Origin of the sequence: Streptomyces sp. NRRL S-87, assembly GCF_000719335.1 — a bacterium.
In the GTDB taxonomy this organism is placed as follows: domain Bacteria; phylum Actinomycetota; class Actinomycetes; order Streptomycetales; family Streptomycetaceae; genus Streptomyces.
Genome location: NZ_JOGB01000020.1, coordinates 42,678 through 60,112, shown reverse-complemented (window position 1 = coordinate 60,112; position 17,435 = coordinate 42,678). Strand labels below are relative to the sequence as shown.

Annotated in this window: 15 protein-coding genes and 1 pseudogene; 9 read left to right on the top strand and 7 right to left on the bottom strand. The window is 75.5% G+C overall.

The window, feature by feature from the left end:
- Positions 1 to 115 precede the first annotated feature (115 nt).
- Positions 116 to 514 (top strand): SseB family protein, encoded by a 399-nt coding sequence (locus IF43_RS0114925; protein WP_324605112.1) that lies wholly within the window; start codon positions 116 to 118, stop codon positions 512 to 514.
- Here IF43_RS0114925 and IF43_RS0114920 read toward each other — a convergent pair.
- Complete coding sequence (locus tag IF43_RS0114920) at positions 511 to 2,736, bottom strand: SpoIIE family protein phosphatase (protein WP_051795350.1); 2,226 nt, start codon at positions 2,734 to 2,736, stop codon at positions 511 to 513. The two genes, IF43_RS0114925 and IF43_RS0114920, sit on opposite strands and share 4 nt — an antisense overlap.
- Before the next feature lie 95 nt (positions 2,737 to 2,831).
- Complete coding sequence (locus tag IF43_RS0114915; RefSeq protein WP_030199890.1) at positions 2,832 to 3,074, bottom strand: hypothetical protein; 243 nt, start codon at positions 3,072 to 3,074, stop codon at positions 2,832 to 2,834.
- Positions 3,075 to 3,232: 158 nt separating this feature from the next.
- On the opposite strand from IF43_RS0114915, the gene IF43_RS0114910 reads away from it, so the two are divergent.
- Positions 3,233 to 3,799 carry an HPP family protein gene (locus IF43_RS0114910; RefSeq protein ID WP_030199888.1) on the top strand — a complete coding sequence of 189 codons (567 nt, stop codon included), beginning with the start codon at positions 3,233 to 3,235 and terminating at the stop codon, positions 3,797 to 3,799.
- 106 nt (positions 3,800 to 3,905) lie between these two features.
- On the opposite strand, the pseudogene IF43_RS39445 reads toward IF43_RS0114910, so the two are convergent.
- Both IF43_RS39445 and IF43_RS0114900 read right to left on the bottom strand, forming a co-directional pair.
- Positions 3,906 to 4,475, bottom strand: a pseudogene (locus IF43_RS39445) (GNAT family N-acetyltransferase); the annotation flags it as partial.
- Positions 4,476 to 4,775: 300 nt separating this feature from the next.
- Positions 4,776 to 5,414, bottom strand: coding sequence for a TetR/AcrR family transcriptional regulator (locus IF43_RS0114900; protein ID WP_030199884.1), 639 nt, complete (start codon positions 5,412 to 5,414; stop codon positions 4,776 to 4,778).
- A 68-nt stretch (positions 5,415 to 5,482) separates the two neighbouring features.
- Between IF43_RS0114900 and IF43_RS0114895 the strand changes: the two genes are divergently transcribed.
- On the top strand, positions 5,483 to 7,096 hold the full coding sequence (locus IF43_RS0114895; protein WP_030199882.1) for an FAD-binding oxidoreductase: 1,614 nt from the start codon (positions 5,483 to 5,485) through the stop codon (positions 7,094 to 7,096).
- A 479-nt stretch (positions 7,097 to 7,575) separates the two neighbouring features.
- Positions 7,576 to 9,459 (top strand): ABC transporter ATP-binding protein, encoded by a 1,884-nt coding sequence (locus IF43_RS0114890; protein ID WP_030199881.1) that lies wholly within the window; start codon positions 7,576 to 7,578, stop codon positions 9,457 to 9,459.
- Positions 9,460 to 9,644: 185 nt separating this feature from the next.
- Here IF43_RS0114890 and IF43_RS0114885 read toward each other — a convergent pair whose 3' ends face one another.
- Together IF43_RS0114885 and IF43_RS0114880 are read right to left on the bottom strand one after the other, a co-directional pair.
- Positions 9,645 to 10,901, bottom strand: a complete 1,257-nt coding sequence (locus tag IF43_RS0114885; RefSeq protein WP_030199879.1) for a hypothetical protein — start codon at positions 10,899 to 10,901, stop codon at positions 9,645 to 9,647.
- Between the two features lie 172 nt (positions 10,902 to 11,073).
- Positions 11,074 to 12,060, bottom strand: a complete 987-nt coding sequence (locus IF43_RS0114880; RefSeq protein ID WP_030199877.1) for an aldo/keto reductase — start codon at positions 12,058 to 12,060, stop codon at positions 11,074 to 11,076.
- Positions 12,061 to 12,168: 108 nt separating this feature from the next.
- Between IF43_RS0114880 and IF43_RS0114875 the strand changes: the two genes are divergently transcribed.
- The 4 genes from IF43_RS0114875 to IF43_RS0114860 all read left to right on the top strand — a co-directional run bounded on the left by IF43_RS0114875 (position 12,169) and on the right by IF43_RS0114860 (position 16,121).
- Complete coding sequence (locus IF43_RS0114875; RefSeq protein ID WP_030199876.1) at positions 12,169 to 12,768, top strand: TetR/AcrR family transcriptional regulator; 600 nt, start codon at positions 12,169 to 12,171, stop codon at positions 12,766 to 12,768.
- Between the two features lie 215 nt (positions 12,769 to 12,983).
- Positions 12,984 to 14,066 (top strand): alpha/beta hydrolase, encoded by a 1,083-nt coding sequence (locus IF43_RS0114870; RefSeq protein ID WP_078910172.1) that lies wholly within the window; start codon positions 12,984 to 12,986, stop codon positions 14,064 to 14,066.
- Positions 14,067 to 14,281: 215 nt separating this feature from the next.
- Positions 14,282 to 14,635, top strand: a complete 354-nt coding sequence (locus IF43_RS0114865; protein WP_030199873.1) for a VOC family protein — start codon at positions 14,282 to 14,284, stop codon at positions 14,633 to 14,635.
- Positions 14,636 to 14,804: 169 nt separating this feature from the next.
- Positions 14,805 to 16,121: a glycoside hydrolase family 16 protein gene (locus IF43_RS0114860; protein WP_051795348.1), complete on the top strand. Its 1,317-nt coding sequence runs from the start codon at positions 14,805 to 14,807 to the stop codon at positions 16,119 to 16,121.
- 133 nt (positions 16,122 to 16,254) lie between these two features.
- Here IF43_RS0114860 and IF43_RS0114855 read toward each other — a convergent pair whose 3' ends face one another.
- Positions 16,255 to 16,695 (bottom strand): nuclear transport factor 2 family protein, encoded by a 441-nt coding sequence (locus tag IF43_RS0114855; RefSeq protein ID WP_037888608.1) that lies wholly within the window; start codon positions 16,693 to 16,695, stop codon positions 16,255 to 16,257.
- A 134-nt stretch (positions 16,696 to 16,829) separates the two neighbouring features.
- On the opposite strand from IF43_RS0114855, the gene IF43_RS0114850 reads away from it, so the two are divergent.
- A complete protein-coding gene (locus tag IF43_RS0114850) occupies positions 16,830 to 17,402 on the top strand; it encodes a TetR/AcrR family transcriptional regulator (RefSeq protein ID WP_030199868.1) in 573 nt (190 codons plus the stop codon).
- The last annotated feature ends 33 nt before the right edge of the window (positions 17,403 to 17,435 follow it).

The window sequence follows — 17,435 nt, the reverse complement described above, 5'->3', positions numbered from 1 at the left end:
CCGTCAGGTGCGGGCCGACCCGGCCGCCCGCACGCCGCGCCCACCGCGCACCGGCCGGGAGCGCTTCCGACGGCTCCGGACAACGTGGGGGCACCGGCGAAGGATCAAGGACGTGTTGACTGCGGAGACAGCCGCGATGCGGGCGGGAGCGGGCCGACCGCAGCGGCTGGTGGGCGAGTTGCGCCGTACGACACTGCTGGCACCGGTGGTGGACGGGGCGCTGATGTCCGGCGTGCAGGGCGGGGTCCGCTGGCTGTACGCGTTCACGGACGAGGCGTCGCTCGCCCGCTTCCTGCTGCGCCGGGGCGCCGACCCGGCCGCCGGGACGGAGTACCTCACCGTCCTGGGAGCGCGGCTGCTCGACTCGGTGATCCCCTCCCCCGACGGGCCGACCGGAATCGCGGTCGACGTGGCCGACGAGGACGGCCCGATGCTCTTCCCGCCGGTCACCGGCGTCGTCCCGGACGAGGTGGCGCTGGACGCGGTGCACGAGGGACGTGCGGACGTCCGCTAGGTCGCGTCGCGCGGCCAGGACGCGCCCCGCGGCCCCTCGGGGACGGTGCGCAGCAGGAGTAGAGCGGTGTCGTCCGTGTACCGGCCGGTGGGCCAGGCGCAGTGGATGAGGTGGTCGATGAGGCGGTCGACGTCCTGGTCGCCCTCGCGGGCGAGCTCGTCGGCGAGGGCGGCGACCGTGCGGTCGGGGTCGGTGCCGGGCACCTCGACGAGTCCGTCGGTGTAGAGGGCGAGGGTGCTCCCGGGTGGCAGGTCCAGGCCGGTGACCGGGTACGGGGCGCCGACGTCGATGCCGAGGAGGGGGGCCGGGTCGAGCCGGACGGCGTGTCCCGGCCCGCCGGGCCGGTGCAGCAGGGGCGGCGGGTGGCCGGCGCTGGCGAGGACGGCCGCGCCGCCGGCGAGGTCGATCCGCGCGTACAGGCAGGAGACCAGCAGGTCGGTGCCGAGGTCCATCAGGACGCGGTTGGTGCGGGCCAGGACCTGGTCCGGCGACGCGCCCGCGGTGGCGCGGATGGCGGTGCGGACCTGGCCCATGAGGGCGGCGGCGGCCACGTTGTGTCCCTGGACGTCGCCGATGACGGCCGCGACGGTGGTGGCGTCGAGGGGGATCACGTCGTAGAAGTCGCCCCCGATGTCCATGCCGAGGCTCGCGGGCAGGTAGCGGGCGGCCATCGTCAGGCCGGGCACGGTCGGCAGGCTGTGCGGCAGGAGGGTCTCCTGGAGGCCGCGGGCGAGGCCGTGCACGGCGTCGTACAGCCGGGCGCGGTCCAGCGCCTGTGCGATGAGGCCGGCGAGGGACGTCAGGACCGCGCGTTCGTCGGCCGTGAACGTGCGGGGATGGTCGTAGGAGAGGATGCAGCAGCCCACCGGCCGGCCGGAGATGAGCAGCGGCAGGAAGGCCCAGGCGTGTTTTCCGCTCATCAGCGGGGCCTGCGGGTAGGCGCGGACCAGTTCCTCGACGTTGGCGAAGAAGGACGGCACTCCGGTGGCCAGTACGTGACCCGCAGGGGTGATGTCGGTGCCCAGGGGCAGGCCGTCGAGGCGCTCGATGGCCCGCGCGTCGTAGCCGTGCCAGCCGGTGATCTTCAGGCGGCCGGCCTCCGCCGCGGACAGGACCAGGCCGTCCGCCCCGAAGGCGGGCAGCACCTGGCCGGCGACCAGCTCGACGACGTCGCTGACCGCGACGGTCTCGGTCAGCGCGGCCGCCAGGTGCAGGAGCTGGTAGAGGCGGCCGGTCTGCGCGGTGCGGGACGCGGCGGTCGCGGGACGTGGCGGGCGGGCGTCGCGGTCGGGCGGGGAATCCGGTGCGGAGTCGGGTGCGGGGTCAGGTGCGGGGTCGGGTGACGGCCTTGCGTGGGCGTGGGCGGGGGCGTGGCTGATGCGGACGCTGATGCCGCTGGCGTCGGGGAAGAGCTCGAAGCGCAGCCAGCGGTCCGGGGGGTGCACGGCGGTGAAGACGACCGGGTCGCGGCTGATGACGGCGGTGCGGTAGTGGTCCTCGACGGCCGGCTGGTCCAGCCAGGGCAGGGACTGCCAGGGCCGGGTGCCCAGGAGCCGGTCGGCGTCACGGCCGAGGAGGGTGGCCGCCGTGGCCGTGATGAAGGTGATCCGGCCTTCCAGGTCCAGGGCCAGCGCGCCCTCCGGCAGGCGCTCGGCGTAGTCCGCGGCGGCCTGCGGGGTCCGGCCGGCGTACGGGTGGGGGTCGGCGAGGGGCACCAGGCGGGGCTCCTCGGGCGGCTGCGGGGGATCCGCGGACTCGTCGAGCAGATGGCCGATGCCCCGGGCCGCCGCCTCGATGTGGCCCCGCTCGCGGCGGGTGGTGCTCTGCGGGTGGGCGGCCGGCCAGAGCAGGACCAGCCCGCCCCAGCTCCGCACGCGGCCCGGCAGCGGCGTGGCCGCGAGGGCGAAGCGGTACGGCAGGCTCGCCGCGACGCGGGGGTAGGTACGGGCCAGCTCCTCCTGGGAGCCCACCCACACCAGACGGTCCTCGCGGACGGCCTCGCTCACGGGCACGGGGGTCGCCAGCGGGATCCTGCGCCAGGGCCAGGCCACCTCGGCCGGCAGGCCGCACAGCACCGCGAGGCCGAGCGTCTGGCCCGCCTGGTCGAGCAGGTAGAGGGCCCCCGCGGAAGCGCCGGTGCGCCGGACCGTGTCGGCCAGCGCCGCGTCAAGGAATTCCGTCCCGCCGCGCTGCTCGCCGATACCGGACACCGCAGCTTCCATATCTGGACCATACGCCGAGATGCCGGACCGATCGCGCCGGTGGGAGGCGGGCGGTCGGGCGACGGACCGGGGGCCCGGGCGGTCCCGGCCCGGTCTCAGCCCGCCGGCGGGCCTCCGCAGCGCGGGCAGGGCCGCGAGCCGGGGGGGTCCGCGAGGCGGCCGCACTCGGGGCAGACCAGGTGCAGGAGGCAGGCCGTCTCCCCGCCCTCGTCCGGTCCGGCCACCGGGGCCGGAACGGTGGGCGGCCGCACGGCGGGCACGCCCTTGCCGGGCCCGGACTCCGCGGGGGCCGCGTCGTGCCGGGCGGGCGGCCCGGCGCCGCGCTCGCGTGGTGCCATGTCCGGTCCCCCTGTCCGCCGCGGATGGTCAGCCCTTCACCTACCCCGCGGCCGGGCGGGAGTCACGCGGCGGATAGGGTCGTGGGCGTGCGGCCGTCCCCGCTCTCCCGTCCCGCCCCCGGCCCTCCGGCCGCCAGCCCCCGGAACCACCCCGCACCATGAGCACCGACACCGCACCCGCCGCGGCCGCCCCCGGCGCCGCACCCCCGTCCGACCCCGCGCCCTCCCGCCGCCGCCCGCCCGCCGGGCGGGCCCCGGCGCGGCCCAGTCCCGCGGCCGCCTTCCACAGCATCAGCGCCGCCACCGCGGTCCTCCTCGGCCTCGTCGCCATCGGCGCGGCGATCCACGAGCCGGTGCTCATACCTCCCCTCGCGGCCAGCGCCGCCCTGGTGCACAGCGCGCCGACCCTGCCGCTGGCCCAGCCGCGCAGCGTGATCGCCGGCCACCTGCTGGGCAGCGCCACGGGCTTCGCCGTCCTCGCGGGCGCGGGCAGCAGCGCCTGGTCCGCGGCCGTCGCGGCCGGGCTGGCGCTCGCCCTCAACCTGGTCGCCCGTACCCCGCACTCCCCCGCCGTCGCCACGGCCGTGGTCATCGTGCTCCAGCGGCCCGACCCGGCACGCTTCGTGCCGCTGCTGTTCGCCTCCACGGTCCTGCTCGTGCTGACCGGGTACGCCGCCTCCCGCGTGCGCCGCGCCTCACCGAGGTACCCGACCTACTGGTGGTGACGGGGGCCCGAAGGTCGTCCACGGGCCGGTCACGCCCGGACCCGGGGGCCGGGCGCGAGCCGGGACCGGCATTCCATCCCGAGGCGCCCGGAGGGCGCGTCGGCCAGCGCAGGTCGAGGCGCATCAGGACGCGGGGGTGGCCGGCCAGGACCGAGGTGGTGTCGGCCACGTGCACGAAGCCGGCGCGCTCGAAGTTCCGGCGCAGTCCGGCGTAGGCCATGGTCAGGTCCACGGTGGCGGCCCCGTTGTCGAGGGGGTAGGCCTCGACGGCCGGGGCGCCGTGGTCGCGGGCGAACTCGACCGCGCCGGCGATGAGGGCGTGCGAGAGGCCCTGCTTCCGGTGGCTGGGACGCACCCGTATGCACCACAGGGACCAGACCGGCAGGTCGTCGACGTGCGGGATCGTGCGGCTGCGGGCGAAGGAGGTGTCCGCGCGCGGGGCCACGGCGGCCCAGCCCGCCGGCTCGCCGTCGCGGTAGGCGATCACCCCCGGTGGGGTGGCGGCGCGGCACAGCTCGGCGACGTGGTCGCCGCGGGCGGGGCCGCGCAGCTCGTTGTTGAGCTTGGCGGGGATCCGGTAGCTCAGACACCAGCAGACGGTGGCCGTGGGCGACTTCGGGCCGATCACCGCTCGGACGTCGGCGAAGGCGGCCGCGGGGCGCACGTCGATGGTCATGGGGCCACGATGCCACGGGGGTCCGACAGTGCGCCGGGCGTCCGGGACGGGGCACGTCAACGCCCTGCGGTTCCCGCGCCCCGTCAGCCGCGTTGCACCGGCGCGTCACCCGCGTCGCACCGGCGGGATGCCCGGCGGGTCCGGCAGCGCACGCCGGGCGCCCCGGTCGGGCCACCGAGGCGCTCCGCGGATCGGCCGCCGGGCGCCGGGCCCGCTCGGAGCAGGACTGAGCCCAGGGGGCGGTGGCCGGCGGCGAGCCGGTGCGCGGCGCCCGTGCCGAGGAGGTCGGGCCCGATCCGGTCAGACGAGCGGCGGCCCCTCCGTCGGGGTGAGCGCGGCGGCGGCAGCGAAGAGGCGGGCGCACCGGCGGGTCATGGCCTCCGGGGACTGGTCGGGGTGCTTGACCCACCAGCGCACGAGGGTGGCCACGAGGTCGCGCCAGACGTACTTGAGGGCGTCGGCGTCCAGCGGGTCGGTGGAGCCGGTGGCGCGGAGCAGGTCGGCGGTGCCGTCGGCGGCGAGGGCGTCGATCGCCGACCAGTAGGCGGCGGCCCGGCGTGCCGCCTCGCCGCCGGAGGGCAGCGTGGTGTCGTAGAGCACGAACCAGGCCTCCCGCTGCCCTTCGAGCGCGGTGAAGATGCCGTGCAGCACGCGCAGGGGCGTGTCCGGCGTGGTGCCCGCCCCGTCCATCGCCGTGCGGACGGCGTCGAGGAGTCGGTCGCCGACCGGGGTCAGGCAGGCGGCGTACAGGTCCTCCTTGGTGCCGAAGTACTGGTGCAGCAGCGTCTTCGTGACGCCGACGCGGGCGGCGATCGCGGCGAGGGAGGCGGCCGCGTAGCCGCTCGTCCCGAACTCCTCGGTCGCGGCCGTCAGGATCTGCTGCTCGCGGTCGTGGCGCGGGACTCCCTTGGTGCCGGCCTTCGAGCGGGGGGTTGCCATGCCGGAATATTATCAGTAGGTAATTTACTGCAAGGTAAGTTACCGTCCCGACTCCTGGGAGCACTTCCATGGCCGACACCGCGACCCCGCCCACGTCCCGCGTCCGCTCCTGGTGGGGGTGGGGTTGGGCGGACGCGCACCCCGACGACGCCGAGTGCGTCGCGATGGGCGCGCTCTTCCCCGGCTCGCTGGCCCGCCCGCTCCCCGTACCGCGGGTCGCCGACCTGGGCATCGGGGCCCCGGCCGTCGCGCCGCCGGCGAGCCTGGCCCACCTGGTCGCCACCGACCCCGGCGACCGCGCCGCCCACGCGATGGGCAAGGCGTACCGCGACGTGGTCCGGGCCCTGCGCGGGCGGCCCCGCCGCGTCCCCGACCTCGTGGCCCGCCCGCGCGACGAGCAGCAGGTCGCCGACCTGCTGGAGTGGGCCGGGGAGCGCGGCGTCGCCGTGGTGCCGTACGGCGGCGGTTCCTCGGTCACCGGCGGCGTGGAGTACCGCGGCGACGCCCACCGGGCCGTGCTCTCACTGGACCTGACCGCCATGGACCGGGTCCTGGAGGTCGACGCCGCCGGCCGGGCGGCGCGGATCCAGGCCGGCACGCTCGGCCCGGGCCTGGAGGACCAGCTGCGGCCCCACGGACTGACGCTGCGGCACTTCCCGCAGAGCTTCGAGTTCTCCACGCTGGGCGGCTGGCTCGCCACGCGCGCGGGCGGCCACTATGCCACCGGCCGCACGCACATCGACGACTTCGTGCAGTCCCTGCGCGTGGTCACCCCGGCCGGCACCAGCGCGTCCTGGCGGCTGCCCGCCTCGGGCGCCGGCCCCTCCCCCGACCGGCTGTTCCTCGGCTCCGAGGGGGCCCTCGGCGTGATCACCGAGGCGTGGCTGCGGGTGCAGGTGCGGCCGGCCCACAAGGCCTCCGCGGCGGTGGCGTTCGCCGCCTTCGACGACGCGCTGACGGCCGTACGGCTGATCGCGCAGTCGGACCTGGTGCCGGCCAACTGCCGTCTGCTGGACGCCGGCGAGGCCGCGCTCGCGGGCGCCGCGGCGGACGGCAGCGCCGTGCTCGTCCTCGGGTTCGAGTCGGCCGACGCGCCCGTCGGGGACCGCCTCCGGCAGGCCGTGGAACTGGCCCGGTCCTGCGGCGGCGGGGCCGTGGGGGCGGACGGCGCGGCCGGGGCCGAGGGCGCGGACGGCACCGGCGACGCGGTCGGCGCCTGGCGGTCGGCGTTCCTCAAGATGCCGTACCTGCGGGACGGGCTCGCCCGCATGGGGGTCGTCGCGGAGACCTTCGAGACGGCCGCGACCTGGGACCGGATCCCCGGGCTGATCGAGGCCGTACGCACCGACGTCGGGGCCGCCGCCCTGAAGGCCACCGGCCACCCGGCGACGGTCAACTGCCGCCTCACGCACGTCTACCCCGACGGCGCGGCACCCTACTTCACCGTCCTCGCCGCCGGACGCCCGGGCGACGAGGTCGCCGTGTGGGACGACCTGAAGGCCGTGGCGGGCGAGGTCCTGCACCGGTACGGAGCCACCGTCACCCACCACCACGCGGTCGGGCGCGACCACCGCCCCGGGTACGACCTCCAGCGGCCCGAACCCTTCGCGCTGGCGCTGCGGGCCGCCAAGGACGCCCTGGACCCGCGGGGCATCCTCAACCCCGGCGTCCTCGTCGGCTGAACGAGGCGGGGCCGGGGGAGCGAGGCGGGCGCCCCGGCGCGCCCCGGCGACCCCGGTGCCTCCGGGGCCCCGGGGGGCTCCCCTCTCCCCCCGCCGGCGTCGCGTGCCGCGCCACGCGGCCGTCGCAGAGCCCCTCGGCGGCCGTCGGGGCCCGCAGGCCCGCCCCTCCCCGCCGCGACGCTCCGCAAGGGGATTTCCGTCCCGCGCCCCGGGCGCCGGTCGGTTTCCGGCCAACCTCGGCCGCGCGGGATGCCGGTGCCCGGACCGGCCCCGTAACGATCAGCCGTCAGTACGGCGCCGCCGGCCCCGCCAGGTCGGCCGGATCCGGCTGCTCCGCCCTCCGGGCTGCGCTCTACTCACTCTCCCCGATTCCCCTCCGGCAGCACCGAGCCCCTTCCCGCACCGCGGGCGGGCCTCCTCGCCATGCCTCCGGCCGGGCCGAACCGGGTTTCCCGAAAGCCGAGTTGAAGGAGCAGCCGATGTCCCAGCAGCAGGCCGAGAAACCACGGACCGCCGTCCTCCCGCCCCCGCCGGAGCTGACGTACACCGGAGGGCAGCACAACGCCGCCATGGAGCGCCTGACGCTCGGCCAGATGGCCCGGCGGGTGCCGGCCGCGCTCGCGCAGACGGCGCGGCTCGCCGCGGCGGTCCACCGCACCGCGTTCGTCTGGCTGGTGTGCGCACAGGTCGTCGGCGGGATCTGCACCGCCGCCGCGCTCGCGGCCGTGTCCCGGGCGATGGGCCCGCTACTGGCGGGCGGGGACGTCGGGCAGCGCCTCTCCGGAGCCACCTGGCCGCTGGCGGCCGCGGCGGCCATGACGGCGCTGGGCGCGCTGGCGTCCATCGCGGCCGGTAGCGCCGCGCGCCGGCTCAACCCGGGGATGTCGACCGTCGCCGACCTGGCGATGGTCGACGCGCACATGGACGTCGAGCTGGCCGCCTACGACGCCCCGGACTTCACCGAGCGCTCGGAGGCCGCGGAGACCGGGTCCGCACGCTCGGGCATGCTGCTGCAGGACGCCCTGGGCTTCACCAGCGGTCTGATCGACCTGGTGGCCGTGGCCTCGGTGCTGTCGGTGGTCCATCCGGTGCTGCTGCCGCTGCTGCTGGTGTCGGTGGTGCCCCGCGGGCTGGGCTCGGTGTTCGCTGCCCGGCTCGACTACCGACTGCACAACGAGACGGTCGCCTCCCGCAACATCCGCAACATGATGCGCTGGCACCTGACCACCCCGAAGCTCGCGGACGAGCTGCGCGGCAACAGCATGCGCCCCTACGCGCACCACTGGTACGCCGCGGTGTGCGCCCGGATCGACGCCCGGATGGCCGGCTCCGCCCCGCGCTACCTGGCGGTGTACCTGACGGCTGCCGTGGTCTCCGGCCTGCTCACACTGGTGACCTGGGGCTGCCTGGGCGCGCTGGTGCTCGGCGGGTTCATGGCCCTGGGCGCCGCGGGGACCGCGATCGTGGCGATGCGGACCTCCACCGCCGCCCTGTCCAAGCTGGTGGTCTACGGGGCCGCGATGTTCCAGCACGCGCTCTACCTCGGGGACTACACCGCGTTCCTCGCGCTGGCCGCCGAGCGGTCGGGGCCGCGGGGCCCGCGCGAGATGGCCGCACCGGAGCAGATCCGGTTCGAGGGGGCCGCGTACACGTACCCGGGCAAGGACGCCCCGGCGCTCGGGCCGGTCGACCTCACGCTGCGCCGGGGCGAGGTGGTCGCCCTGGTCGGCGAGAACGGCGCGGGCAAGTCCACGTTCATCCGGCTCCTGACCTCGCTGACGGCGCCGACGACGGGGACGGTCACGTGGGACGGGGTGCCGACGTCCGGTTCGGACCAGCGGTCCGCGTGGCGCCACGTCGGGCTGGTGACGCAGTCGTACGGCCACTGGCCGTTCTCCGCGCGCGAGAACATCACCCTCGGGCAGCCCGGCCCGCGCGGTGACGCGGCCGTGTGGGACGCCCTGCGGGCGGTGGGCATGGAGGAGACGGTCGAGGGCTTCCCGAACGGCCTCGACACCCTGCTGGCCCGCTCGTTGTGGGGCGGGCACGAGCCGTCGGGCGGCCAGTGGCAGCGGCTGGCCTGCGGACGGGCCTTCCACCGGCGCCCCGCGCTCCTGGTCATGGACGAGCCGACGTCCGCCATGGACCCGCGCGGCGAGCACATGGTCTTCTCCGGACTGCGGGAGACCAAGGACGAGCGGATCACGGTGATCGTGACGCACCGGATGGAGAACTGCCGGCTGGCCGACCGGATCGTCGTCCTGGAGTGCGGCAGGATCACGGAGCAGGGGACCTACGAGGAGCTGTCCGGTCGGTCCGGCGGAACCTTCGCCGAGCTGGTGCGGCTGTCCATGGACCGGTAGGCCGTCGCGCCCGGACCCTGCCCGACCCGGCACGATCCGGAGGGGCCTCCCGGCCGGCGCCGGCGGCCCCGCCCGTCGCACGGGGCGGGGTCGCCGGCGGGCCGCGACGCGTCGGGCGCCGCGGGGGTCCTCACACCCCGGGCCCGGCGGGCCCGGGGGCGACCGGCGGGCCCTGGGGCGTCCGGTCAGAGGACGTGGGTGAGGACCGCGAGCACCTCGGCGGTGATGGCCGCCTCGTTGCGCTCGAACTCCGGTCCGGTCAACAGGCCCGGGTCCGCCGGGAGTCCGGTCAGGACCGGCGTGTGCAGGTGACCTCCGGGGAGCTGGGGGGCCAGTTCCAGGCGGAGGCGGTTGGACCGGTAGGCGACCTCGTTGGAGAGGTACCCCCCGCCGCCGCCGGCCACGGCCCGGGAGCCCGGGGTCGGCCCGTCCTCGCGCTCGACCGGTCGGTCTCCGCCGGCCGGTATCTCGGTCACGGAGGTGTTCCAGAGCACGGGGTACGGCTCCTGCACGGCGCCCGTGACCGCCTCGCCCGGGAGGGTCGAGGCGATGAACTCCGGGCCCGCAGCCAGGCCCGGCGGCGGGACCGGACGGTCGGGCGTACCGCCCGACAGCGCACCGGTGTTGTCGGGGTACGGGTCGGCCGAGCGGGCCCGCCCCGCCCACGCCTCCAGCGTGAACAGTCCGGGATAGCCCTGGCTGACGGTGGTGATGGCGTGGGCGGCGCGCGGGCCCGCCGCCATCCGGGGCCCGAAGGCGCGTTCCACGATGCCGCGGTCGAAGTCCCCGTACCGGACGGGCAGCAGGACCGACCGGATCTCCGCGGGGGTGCCGTCCGCGAGGGTGATCCGGCGGCCGTTGAGGAGCAGGGCGGCGGAACCGGAGGGGTTGGCCCGGCGCAGCTCCTGGTCGAGTCCGAAGGGGTCGAACCCGCTGACGAACAGCCGGCGCAGCCCCGGGCGACCGCTGAAGTCGTTTCCGGTCAGCCCGCGGGAGGCGTCCTCGAGCCGGCCACGCAGCGCGGTCCGGTCCACGTCGAACACCGGCTGCCAGTCGGCGAGTTGCACCGTCATCGCCAGTCGGGTCCAGTACAGGGGCCGGTCGTCGCCGGCCGGCAGGTCGCCGCCGGGCCGGCGCCCCTGGGCGCGGTGGACGGCGGCCCACCACAGGGCCTCGCCCCAGGCGTCGACGAGCCGCTCCACCTCGTCCCGGCTGCGCGCGGAACGCAGCGCCGCGGGGAACCGGGCGACGAAGTCGTCGAGTCCGGCCCGCCGGGGGAAGGCGGCGGCCCGGGGATCGGCGAGGCGGGCCTGTTCGCGGTCCGGTGCGAGGACCGTCGCGCGGCCGGCAGCCGGGCCCGCCAGGGCGGGGCCGGCGGGGACCAGGGCGGCGACGGGTCCGAGGAGGGTGGCGGCCAGGGCCGCACGCCGGGACAAAGTCATGCCATGTGACATTACACAGCGCGCCGACCGGCCATCAGTGAGGTTCCGGCCAACCGCCCGCCGGACGTCCTCACCGCCACCGCAAACCGGCTCCTGCCCGAGCTCCGCCTCGCCTCCGGCACCACATCCCACGCGCTACCGGCACCGGCTCCGGCGACCCCCGCCCCCCACCTCAGCCGTTGAGCAACCCCATCATCTCCGGCGAGTAGCGGTCGCCGGAAGCAATGCCGCGGGGCGCGACGGCCTCGATCGCGGCAAGGTCCTGCGCCGTGATCGCGATGTCCGTGGCCGCGACGTTCTCCTCCAGGTAGCGCCGACGCTTGGTGCCCGGGATGGCGACGGCACCCTGGTGCAGCACCCATGCCAGCGCGAGCTGGGACGGAGTGACCGACTTCGCCTCGGCCAGCTGCCGGACGGCGTCGACGACGGCGAGGTTGCGGGCGAAGTTCTCGCCCTGGAAGCGGGGGTCGGTACGGCGGAAGTCGTCCGCGGCGAAGTCGTCGGGCGTGGTGATGGCACCGGAGAGGAAGCCGCGGCCGAGCGGGGCGTACGCGACCAGGCCGATGCCCAGCTCGTCCAGGACGTCCCGCACCCCGTCGCCCTCGATGCCCCGCTCGAAGAGGGAGTACTCGGTCTGGACGGCCGTGAGGGGGTGGACGGCGTGGGCGCGGCGGATGGTGGCCGCGGCGGCCTCGCTGACGCCGAGGTAGCGGACCTTGCCGGCGGCGACCAGTTCGGCCATGGCGCCGATGCTCTCCTCGACCGGCACGTTCGGGTCGATGCGGTGCAGGTAGTAGAGGTCGATGCGGTCCGTGCCCAGGTGGCGCAGCGAGCGGTCGGCGGCGCGGTGGATGTAGTCCGGGCTGCCGTTGAGGCCGCGCAGGGTGCCGTCGTCGTCGAACTCGACGCCGGTCTTGGTGGCGACGACGACCCGGTCGCGGCGGTGGCCGGCCAGCGCCTTCCCGAGGAGCCGCTCGTTGGCGAAGGGGCCGTAGCCCTCCGCGGTGTCCAGCAGCGTGACGCCGAGCTCCAGGGCGCGGTCGATGGTGGCCAGCGATTCGGCCTCGTCGGTCGCTCCGTAGAAGGCGGTCATGCCCATCAGGCCGAGGCCTTCGGCGCCGACGTGCAGACCCTGGGAGCCGAGTGCGCGGAGTTCCATGAGGTGTCCTCTCGGGGACGGAAGCGGAAGTAACTAACTGGTTATTTCATCGTGCGCCCAGCCCGCCGGTTTGTCAATAACTAGATAGTTACTTGCTAGCCTGAGCCCATGGCACGCGATTCCCACGCAACGAGGGCACGGATCCTGGAGGCCGCGTTCGACGAGTTCGCCCGGTACGGCATCGCCGGGGCCCGGGTGGACCGCATCGCGGACGCGGCCGGGGCCAACAAGCGGATGATCTACGTCTACTACGGCAACAAGGAGCAGCTCTTCGACCAGGTCCTCCAGGAGGCCCTGGAGAAGGGCGCCGAGTCCGTGCCGTTCGACGCCGAGGACCTGCCCGGGTACGCCGGCGCGATCTTCGACCACCTGGTGGCCGACCCGCGGCTCGTACGGCTGGTCATGTGGCGGCGACTGGAGCGGCCGGCGGTCACCGCGCCCGAGTCCGCGTCGTACGGGCACAAGCTCGCGGCGCTAGAGGCGGCCCAGGGGGCCGGGCTGGTGGACCCCGGGTACGCGCCCGCGGACGTCCTCGCACTGGTCCTGGCCCTGGCCCAGGCGTGGTTCACCACCGGGATCGGGGCGGCGGAAGGTGACGGGGAGGCCGACTGGGTACGGGAGCACCGGGACCGGCACCGCGCGGCGGTGGTCGGGGCGGTGGCGCGGCTGAGCGGGACGCCGGCGCCGGGGGCCGCCCCGTCGGCATGACGTCGAGCTCCTGCGAGGGGGAGATCGGCTGTCCGGTGTCGGGCCGGGTCCCGCGTGAGGGACCACAGGGGACAACGAGGGACCGCGGATGAGCGCGTATGACCGCGAGTGATTGACTACCGCACATGGAAGACGCGCTGGTGTTCACTGAACGTACGGACGGGGATGACGAGTTGGTGCAGTCGGTGTCGCCTGGCGCGACGGGATGGCCGGGCATGAGCGGCGACGGCGCGGCCGCGGGGGCCGGGCGGGCGTCGGCGGGGCGGGTCACGCCGCCCTTCGACCCCGAACTCGGTGCCGTGCTGGCGGCATTGGGAGACGAGGCGATACGACCGCTGACGCCGGAGAACCTGGCGGAGCGGCAGGCGCAGGACGCCGCCGTCCGGCCCCGGCCCACGGTCGGGGAACTCGCGGACGGCGGCCGTTTCGAGGTGACGGAGCTGCACGCGCCGGGAGCAGCGGGCGCGCCGGACGTCACCCTCGTGAGCGCGCGGCCGGCCGGGGCCCCCGGGCCCCTTCCGGTGCTGTACTACATGCACGGCGGCGGCATGGTCGTGGGCAACGCCTGGTGCGTCCTGCCGCAGCTGCTCCGCGACGTGGCACTGCCCCTGGGGCTGGCCGTCGTCTCCGTCGAGTACCGGCTGGCTCCGCAGGTGCCCCATCCCGGGCCGGTGGAGGACTGCTATGCCGGACTCGTATGGGTGGCCGAGCACGCGGACCTGCTGGGATTCGATCCGGACCGCATCGTCGTCGGCGGCAAGAGTGCCGGCGGCGGTCTCGCCGCGGCCCTGGCGCTCCTCACCCGCGACCGCGGGGGGCCCGTGCCGATCGGCCAGCTGCTGCTGTGCCCGATGCTCGACGACCGGGGCGGGACCTTCTCCAGCCACCAGATGGCCGGCGTGGACACGTGGGACCGCGTCTCCAACGCGACGGCGTGGCAGGCCCTGTTGGGCGGCCCACCCGGCGCGCCGGACGTGTCTCCGTACGCGGCCCCCGCCCGGGCCACGGACCTGTCGGGGCTGCCTGCGGCGTACATCGAGGTCGGCTCGGCCGAGACCTTCCGGGACGAGGGGGTGGCCTACGCGGATGCCCTCTGGAAGGCCGGCGGTCAGGCCGAACTGCACGTCTGGCCGGGGGCGTACCACGGTTTCGACAGCTTCGCGCCGGACGCGGCGCTCAGCCGGGACGCCTGCGACGCCCGGTTCCGCTGGCTCCGGCGCGTGCTCACGGCGTCCCCGGTCCCGGGACCGGAGGCCGGTCCGGCGGCCGTGCCTCAGGGCGCGGACGGCGCGGAGTAGTGGCGGCGGCCGCGTCACCGCCGACCCCGCCTCCGCTGCGGCGCCGTACCCGGGGTGGGGCGCGGTGCGGCAGCCGTAGCCGCCGTCCGGCGCCGGGTTCCCGCCCGGGCCCGCACGCCGCAGACACCGGCGAGGCCGACGGGTGCCCCGCACCGCGAACGCCGGCGAGCCGGATCGTGGGTCGGATCGTGGGCCGGATCGTGCAAGATGGCCGCATGGAACGTGTACTGGGAATCGGCGGGTACTTCCTGCGGGCGGCCGATCCGGCGGGGCTGAGTGCGTGGTACCGCGACCGCCTGGGGCTGGACGCGGACGAGCACGGGCTCTGGCGTCAGGAGACGGGGCTGACGGTCTTCGCGACGTTCGACTCCGGGACCGACTACTTCGGGTCCCGGGAACAGCGGACCATGCTCAACTTCCGGGTCCGCGACCTGGACGCGATGCTCGCGCAACTGCGGGCCGCGGGAGCCGACGTGACCGAGGAGACGCAGGAGATGGACGGCGTCGGCCGGTTCGGCTGGGTCACCGATCCGGAGGGCAACCGGATCGAGCTCTGGCAGCCCGCCTGACCTCACCGGGCCCGGTTCCGTGCCCGTCCGCGCTGGTGGAACCCCTGCGCCGGGCGGAGGTCCCGGGACGGCGCGCGGCGCCACGGTCTTGACCGGAACGCGTCAGGAAGGGTTCACTCCCCTTCGGACGTAGGTCTGGACCAATTCGCGAATCGAGGCCCCCACGCCCATGCCCTCGCGCCACCGCGGTTTACGTGTCGCGGCGTTCGCCACCGCCGCCCTGACGCTCGCCCTCGGCTGGGGCCCACCCTCCTCGGCCGCACCCCGGCCCGCACCCGCCGCTGCCGCCGCCCCGGCGACGGCGTCCGGCCCGCCCGCCCCGCCCGCCCCGTCCACCGCGACCGCCGCGGCGGTGGCGTTCGAAGACACCTTCGACGGGCCCGCCGGGTCCGCCGTGGACGCGGGCAAGTGGCAGACCGAGACCGGCGACAACGTCAACAACCACGAGCGCCAGTGGTACACGGCCGGCAACGCCAACGCCGCCCTCGACGGCCGCGGCAACCTCGTGATCACCGCCCGCCGCGAGAACCCGGGCAACTTCCAGTGCTGGTACGGCCGCTGCGAGTACACCTCGACGCGCCTGAACACCTCCGGCCGGTTCGCCCGCCGGTACGGGCACGTCGAGGCCCGCATGAAGGTGCCGCGGGGGCAGGGCATGTGGCCGGCGTTCTGGATGCTCGGCCAGGACATCGGCCAGGTCGGATGGCCGAACAGCGGTGAGATCGACGTCATGGAGAACGTCGGATACGAGCCCTCCACCGTCCACGGCACCCTGCACGGCCCAGGCTACTCGGGCGCCGGCGGCATCGGCGCCGCCTACAGCCTGTCCGGCGGACGGGCGTTCGCCGACGACTTCCACACCTTCGCCGTCGACTGGGCCCCCGGCTCGATCAGCTGGTCGGTCGACGGCCAGGTCTACCAGCGGCGGACGCCGGCCGACCTCGGCGGCCGCCAGTGGGTGTACGACAAGCCCTTCTTCCTGATCCTCAACCTGGCCGTGGGCGGCGACTGGCCGGGCAACCCGGACGGCTCGACTCCGTTCCCGAACCAGCTGGTCGTCGACCGCGTCCGCGTCACCACCTCCGACGGCGGGGGCGGGCGTACGGGAGCCTTCGTCGGCCTGGCCGGCAAGTGCCTGGACGTGGCCGGGGCGCAGACGGCGAACGGCACCCAGGTCCAGCTCTACGGCTGCAACGGCACCGCCGCCCAGCGCTGGACCCTGCCCGGCGACGGCACGGTACGGGCCCTCGGGAAGTGCCTGGACGTCAACGCGGCCTCCACCGAGCCCGGCGCCAAGGTCCAGCTGTGGGACTGCAACGGCACCGGTGCCCAGCGCTTCGACTACAACGCCACCACCCGAGACCTGGTGAACGTACCGGCGGACACCTGCGTGGACGTCCGCGACCAGAACCCGGCGGACGCGACCCCCGTCCAGACCTGGTGGTGCAGCGGCAACCCGAACCAGAAGTGGACGCTCACCGGCTGAGCGGGGGAGGCGGCCCCGGCGGCCGCGTTCGTCCGGGCCGCGGACCGCGACGCGTACGCCTGCGCGCACGTGGCCCTGCGCCGGCTGCTCGGCGCCTACCTGGGCGCCCCCCGCGCGAGGTGAGCGTCGGGCGTCAGGCAGCGGACAGGGCCGTGACGAGATCGGGCAGGTTCCCGCCCGCCACGGCGAGGGCCAGGTGGTCGTGGTAGTCGCGACTGTGCCGGATCAGGCCGTCGCGGACACGGAGGACCTGGAGGTTGGCGACCTCGAAGTCCCGGCCGGTGGCCAGGTGGCGGGCCCGGTAGTCGAACTCGGCGACGATCACCTCCGGGTCGTCGGTCTCCCGGACGACGACGTTCGCCGGGGTCAGCAGCAGGGGCGAGTGTTCGGCGACCTCGGCGAACCGGGCCGCGAGGGTGGCGCGGCCCTCGAAGCGGCGCGGGCCGACCGGGGCGAAGACGGTCTCCACCACGGCGTCCTCGGCGTAGAGGGCGGCCAGTTCGGTGTAGCGGCCCGCGCCGATGCCGTCGAGCAGCCGGTGGAAGACCTCGCGGGGGGACGGCGTTTCGGACACGATCAACCTCCGGGGATCGGCACATAGAATCGGACTGTCGACTCCGTTTAGACGATACGGACTGACCAGTCCGGTTGTCCAGGGTGGTTCCGGCCTGCCGTCGGCCACCCCGGGCGGAAAGTGGGGAGAGAAGCATGAGCGGCTCGGGCGAAAGGCCGTTGCGGGCGGATGCGGCACGCAACCGGGCGAGGTTGCTGGAGGTCGCCACGGAGGTGTTCACCACCCGAGGCGTCGGCGTGCCGACCGAGGAGATCGCCCGGACCGCCGGGGTCGGCGTCGGCACGCTCTTCCGCCACTTCCCGACCAAGGAGGCCCTGCTCGAGGCGGTGATGGTCCGCAGGCTCGAGGCCACCGCGGCGGAGGTCGCCCAGCTGGCCGCGGAGGCCGGCCCGGCCGAGGCCTTCTTCGGCTGCTTCCGGCTGCTGGTCGAGCAGTCGGTCGGCAAGAGCGAGTTCACCGAGGCCCTCGCCGCGGCCGGCGTCGACGTGCACGCCTCCCTGCGCGAGCGGACCGAGGAGATCCGGGACCGGCTGGACGGCCTGCTCGCCGCCGCGCAGGAGGCGGGTGCGGTCCGCCGGGAGCTGGGACTGCCGGAGTTCCTGGCCCTGTTGGCCGGCACCGGCCGTGCGGTGGAGCAGCTCGGGACGGACCCGGCGGCCCGGGAACGCGTCTTCGCGGTGGTGTTCGACGGCCTACGCCCGCGCTGAACGGCCGAAAGTCGATCGACCAATTCAAGCCAT